Source organism: Oleiagrimonas sp., from assembly GCF_027858935.1.
GTDB lineage: Bacteria > Pseudomonadota > Gammaproteobacteria > Xanthomonadales > Rhodanobacteraceae > Oleiagrimonas.
This window is the reverse complement of record NZ_JAQIBU010000247.1, coordinates 1-4,829: the sequence shown is the minus strand read 5'-3', so window position 1 is coordinate 4,829 and position 4,829 is coordinate 1. Positions and strand designations below refer to the sequence as shown.

6 protein-coding genes and 1 tRNA gene are annotated in these 4,829 nt (G+C 63.2%); 1 reads left to right on the top strand and 6 read right to left on the bottom strand.

The window, feature by feature from the left end:
• The 6 genes from PF446_RS09060 to PF446_RS09035 all read right to left on the bottom strand — a co-directional run.
• Positions 1-319, bottom strand: a 319-nt coding sequence (locus tag PF446_RS09060) for a F0F1 ATP synthase subunit A (protein ID WP_343224671.1), incomplete at its 3' end; no start/stop codon positions are given.
• Positions 320-375: 56 nt separating this feature from the next.
• Positions 376-753 carry an ATP synthase subunit I gene (locus PF446_RS09055; RefSeq protein ID WP_298071104.1) on the bottom strand — a complete coding sequence of 126 codons (378 nt, stop codon included), beginning with the start codon at positions 751-753 and terminating at the stop codon, positions 376-378.
• Positions 754-1,046: 293 nt separating this feature from the next.
• A complete protein-coding gene (queD, locus tag PF446_RS09050) occupies positions 1,047-1,403 on the bottom strand; it encodes a 6-carboxytetrahydropterin synthase QueD (protein WP_298071103.1) in 357 nt (118 codons plus the stop codon).
• 51 nt (positions 1,404-1,454) lie between these two features.
• Positions 1,455-2,900 (bottom strand): glucose-6-phosphate dehydrogenase, encoded by a 1,446-nt coding sequence (gene zwf, locus PF446_RS09045; RefSeq protein ID WP_298071102.1) that lies wholly within the window; start codon positions 2,898-2,900, stop codon positions 1,455-1,457.
• Positions 2,897-3,934, bottom strand: coding sequence for a phosphogluconate dehydrogenase (NAD(+)-dependent, decarboxylating) (gene gnd / locus PF446_RS09040; RefSeq protein ID WP_298071105.1), 1,038 nt, complete (start codon positions 3,932-3,934; stop codon positions 2,897-2,899). The genes zwf and gnd overlap by 4 nt, the downstream gene beginning before the upstream one ends.
• A 168-nt stretch (positions 3,935-4,102) precedes the next feature.
• Positions 4,103-4,179, bottom strand: a tRNA-Met gene (locus tag PF446_RS09035).
• A 192-nt stretch (positions 4,180-4,371) separates the two neighbouring features.
• Between PF446_RS09035 and PF446_RS09030 the strand changes: the two genes are divergently transcribed.
• The coding region (locus PF446_RS09030) for an RNA pyrophosphohydrolase (RefSeq protein ID WP_298071101.1) at positions 4,372-4,829 on the top strand (458 nt) is incomplete at its 3' end.

Here is a 4,829-nt window from a genome sequence, read left to right as displayed (position 1 = left end):
CGATCACCAGCGCCATCGGCGCGACGAACCGCGCCCCGTGGTGATAGGCGTCCTTGACCTGACTGTCGACGGCATGCTGGCACATCTCGATGAAATTCTGCCACTTGCCGGGCACGCCGGACGTGGCCTTGCGCGCAGCAATGCCGAACATGGCGATGAATATCAATGCCAGCACAATGGAGAAAAACACGGAATCCAGGTTCAAGACCCAGAAACCGCTCGAATTCTCGACGATCTTTCCCGTATGCAGGTCAAGCTGCAGATAGGTCAGATGGTGCAGTATGTAACCGCTGGCGGTAGGTGTGGCTTCGCTCGCCATGTATCAAACCGTCTCGTCTAAAGAAGAACCAAAGTCAACCATTTCGGGTGCCGCTCTCAATGGCGCGACGCCCCGCCTCGATGCAAACCCAGAAGCTGTGGCACGAGCGCGGCCATGAGGCCAACGATCACAGCCAGTCCCGGCAGCTCGGCTTGCACCATGGCCAGGTAAAGCGCCAGCGCGATCACACCCCACTTGAGCGCGCTACCGATGAAGATGCGCGCCAGGACCACCCCTGCTGGCGCCAAAGAGGGTCCGAAAACGCGCAGACCCAGTACCGCCGAACCCGCAGCTGCAGCCAAACCGCCACAGAGCACCGCAAGCCCGTAACGCCATCCAAAAACACACGCTATGCCCGTCGAAAACAAGGTTGCGCCGAGTTGCCACGCAACCAATTGCGTTGCCAACCTGCGGCCGGCAGCGACGGAATTCACGCCAGAATTCACTTTTGCTTTTGCCCCTCGCCCGCCTTTCGTTCGAAGGCAATGCAAACGTATTTACAAAGTCCGAGGATGATACCAGTTGCCCGATTCCAGTCGCAAGCAATTGATCCCACGCCAGGTATCCTCATGCTGAGGTATCGCATGTCCATATGGCGCCGCAACCGATGCCCGCTCGAGGCGGCCCTGCGCGCCCTGCAATGATTGGCCCCATTCTCCGCCCATGAAGGGGGTAGGCAAGCGTGATGCGCCGGGGCTCACGGAACGGGACGGACGGGCTCGCCCGCCTAGGTTCCGGCATGGATCGCGCCGCTGGTGCAGGTCTCGTGCACCACGATCCTGTCGAGCGTCGGCAGCCTGGGCTTGAGATGCTCGAAGATCCATCGCGCCAGGCATTCACTGGTGGGATTTTCCAGACCCGGGACCTCGTTGAGGTAATGATGGTCAAGCTGCTCGTACAGTGGCGCGAAGGCGGCCTTGATGTCGGCGTAGTCCATGACCCAGCCGCTGTGCGCGCCGGGTTCGCCGGCCACATGCACCTCAACGCGGAACGAATGCCCGTGCAGGCGCGCGCACTTGTGCCCTTCGGGCACGTTGGGGAGCCGGTGGGCCGCTTCAATGTTGAACATCTTGAAGATCTGCATGGGCCGCATTGTACCCATTGCGGCTCGCCCAACGGGAGCGTCCACCACGGCTCAATCATCCTCGCCCGCCACCAGGCGTACCGGCCGCCAATGGTGCCCGGAATCAAGCAGCCGATCCTGTGCCGAAGGCCCCTCGGAGCCGGCAGCATAGAATTCCGGCTCGCCTTTCTTCCAGGCCTTGAGCACCGGATCGAGCAAGCGCCAGGCCCACTCGACCTCGTCAAAACGCAGGAAGTGCGTGCGATCCCCTTCCAGCGCGTCCATCAGCAACTGCTCGTAGGCGGAAAACTCGCTGTTGCCTTCCTCCTCATAGGGTGCGCTGAGCGTGACGCGGCGACCCTCCAGCTTCAGCCCGGGTTTTTTTGCATTGGCCAGCAGGCTCATGGTCTGGCGCGGCTTGATGCGGAAGATCATCCAGTTGTTGTCCGCGGCGACTGCGCCGGGCAGAGCGCCCGGATTGCGCTTGAACTGGACCGCGATCTCCGAGCAGTTGCTGGCCAGGCGCTTGCCACTGCGCAGGTAGAACGGCACGCCCTGCCAGCGCCAACTGTCGATTTCAAGGCGCAGCGCGGCAAACGTCTCGGTGGTGGAATCTTTTGCAACACCCGACTCCTGGCGATAGTCCACGACCTTTCGCCGATCCATTTTTCCGCCCCGGTACTGGCCGCGTACGGCATGCGCGTCGACGTTGCGCACGGTGAAAGGCTTGACCGATCGCAGGACCTCGACCTTGTGATCGCGCAGGACTTCGGAGTCCCAGGTCGACAACGGCTCGATCGCGGCCAGACTGAACAATTGCATCAGGTGGTTTTGCAGCATGTCGCGCAAGGCGCCGGCATGCTCGTAGTACCCGGCACGCTTTTCCACGCCCAGGGTCTCGGCATAGGTGATCTGCACCTGCGACACGTGCTGCGCGTTCCAGACCGGCTCCAGAAAACGGTTGGCGAAACGGAACACCATCAGGTTCTGCGTGGTCTCCTTGCCCAGGAAATGGTCAATCCGGAGGATCTGCGACTCTTCCCAATGCGCATGCATCCGGGTACGCAATTGCTTGGCCGAAGCCAGATCGCTGCCGAACGGTTTTTCCACCACCAGCCGTCGCCAGCCTCCGCGCGGGGCACTGGACAGACCCGCCTCACCCAGCGCCTCGGAAGCGGTGCCGAACAGCGAGGGCGGCAGCGCCAGGTAGAACAGGGTTCCTGCGGCCGCCAGATCCCCGAGGGCGGCCAGTGGCTCGGCCTTCAGTTCACCATGCCGGTAATCAAGCCTCGCCCGAAACTCGTTCCACCCGGCTTCGTCGAGCTCGGGCACGAACTGACTGAGCGCCTTGTGCACGTGTTTCTCGAAGCGTTCGGGCGACCATTTCTCCAGGGCATAGCCGATGATGCGCAGGTCGCCGATGAGTTTGCGTGCATGCAGACGGTACAGCGCGGGCAGCAGCAGGCGGCGCGTGAGGTCGCCCGAGGCACCAAGAATGACCAGTGCTGACGCCTTCATGAGGTCGAGCCCTTGCTGTTCTCGCCGCCACGCTCGTCATGGCCACCAAAAGCATGACGCATGGCCGACATCACCTGGTCGGCAAACAAATCGTTGCCGCGCGAGGCGAAGCGCCCGAACAGCGCAGCCGTCAGCACCGGCACCGGCACGCCCTGTTCGATGGCCGCCTGCGCAGTCCAGCGCCCCTCCCCGGAATCGGATACGCGGCCCTCATACCCGTCCAGATCGGGATGGCGGTGCAACTCAGCAGCCGTCAGGTCCAGCAGCCAGGAGCCGATCACGCTGCCGCGCCGCCAGACTTCCGTCACGTCGGCCAGCGAAAGATCGAACTGGTAGCGATCTGGATGCTCCAGCGGCGCCGTCTCGGCGTTGTCTTCACGTTTCTTTTTGCCGATATTGGCATGCCGCAGCACGTTGAGCCCCTCTGCGTAGGCCGCCATGACTCCGTACTCGATGCCGTTGTGGACCATCTTCACGAAATGGCCAGCACCGCTGGGACCACAGTGCAGGTAGCCGTTCTCGGCTGCCGATGGGTCGCCCTCGCGGCCCTCGGTCCGTGGCGCCATGTCCACGCCCGGCGCGAGTGCGGCAAACGCAGGCTCCAGGTGCTGGTACGCGCTGTCCGGTGCACCGATCATCAGGCAGTAGCCGCGTTCACTGCCCCAGACGCCGCCGCTCACACCGACATCGGCATAATGGATGTCGCGTTCAGCAAGCGCCTTGGCGCGGCGCAGGTCGTCGACATAATGCGAATTTCCGCCGTCCACCAGCATGTCGCCCTTCTCCAGCATCGGCGCAAGCTGGTCAACTACCTTGTCGACCACGGCAGCGGGCAGCATCATCCATATCGCACGTGGCTTGGACAGCTTGCCGACCAGGTCCTCGAGCGATTCGACAGCTTCGGCACCGCTCTCGGCTGCCTTCGAGCGCGCCGCCTCGTCCAGATCGTGGACCACGCAGGACACTCCGGCCTTCTGTAACCGGCGGACCATGTTCAGGCCCATCCGTCCAAGGCCGACGAAACCCATCTGCAGTGATGCATCACTCATGGCGCTACTCCTGGAAAGTATTTTAGGGCGCCGCATGCGACGGCGTTGACCTATCAGAGTAGGCTTCGCTTCCCGGCACATCAAGGCGATGCGCGGATGCGTCACGGGGGCGGGAGCCGCCTCCGGCAAGACAGGACAGGGAACCTGTCGAAATGGTGGCTAGGGGCGGAATCGAACCGCCGACCTCAGCATTATGAGTGCCGCGCTCTAACCGTCTGAGCTACCTAGCCACGAATAAGCCTTTCCGCAGCAGGCGTCAGGCATGCGGACAGGGCCGCGAAGTGTAGTCGCGGATGATCTCCGGTTCAAGCGCCGCTTGCCGGTCCCTTGCGCGCTGTGGTTGAATCGAAGCATGCGCGCGGCGGCATGCAGTACCCATTCCGGGCTCCTTGATCCGCCGCCGACTGGGCCAGGAGACCGGCATGATCGACGTCGACGGATACCGTCCCAATGTAGGCATTGTCCTGCTCAACGGCGACGGCCGCCTGTTCTGGGCGCGCCGCATACGTCGCGACGGCTGGCAATTCCCGCAGGGCGGCATGAACAGCGACGAGACGCCGCTCGAAGCCATGTACCGCGAGCTGCAGGAGGAGACCGGCCTGGCCGCCGAGCATGTCGAGGTGTTGGCCACCACCCCGGGCTGGCTGCGCTATCGCCTGCCGCATCGCTACGTACGCCGTCACCAACAACCGCAATGCATCGGCCAGAAACAGGTGTGGTTTCTGCTGCGCTTCACCGGGCGCGAGCAGCACTTGCGTCTGGATGCCAGTGAAACCCCGGAATTCGACTCCTGGCGCTGGGTGGACTTCTGGTACCCGGCCGATCACGTGGTGTCCTTCAAGCGCCGCGTCTATGAGCGCGCGCTGCGCCAGTTCGCGCC

What these genes read in the sequence shown, in the direction of transcription:
- zwf (WP_298071102.1), bottom strand. Translation starts at nt 2,900, where the DNA reads ATGAAGGCGTCAGCACTGGTCATTCTTGGTGCCTCGGGCGACCTCACG.
- queD (WP_298071103.1), bottom strand. Translation starts at nt 1,403, where the DNA reads ATGCAGATCTTCAAGATGTTCAACATTGAAGCGGCCCACCGGCTCCCC.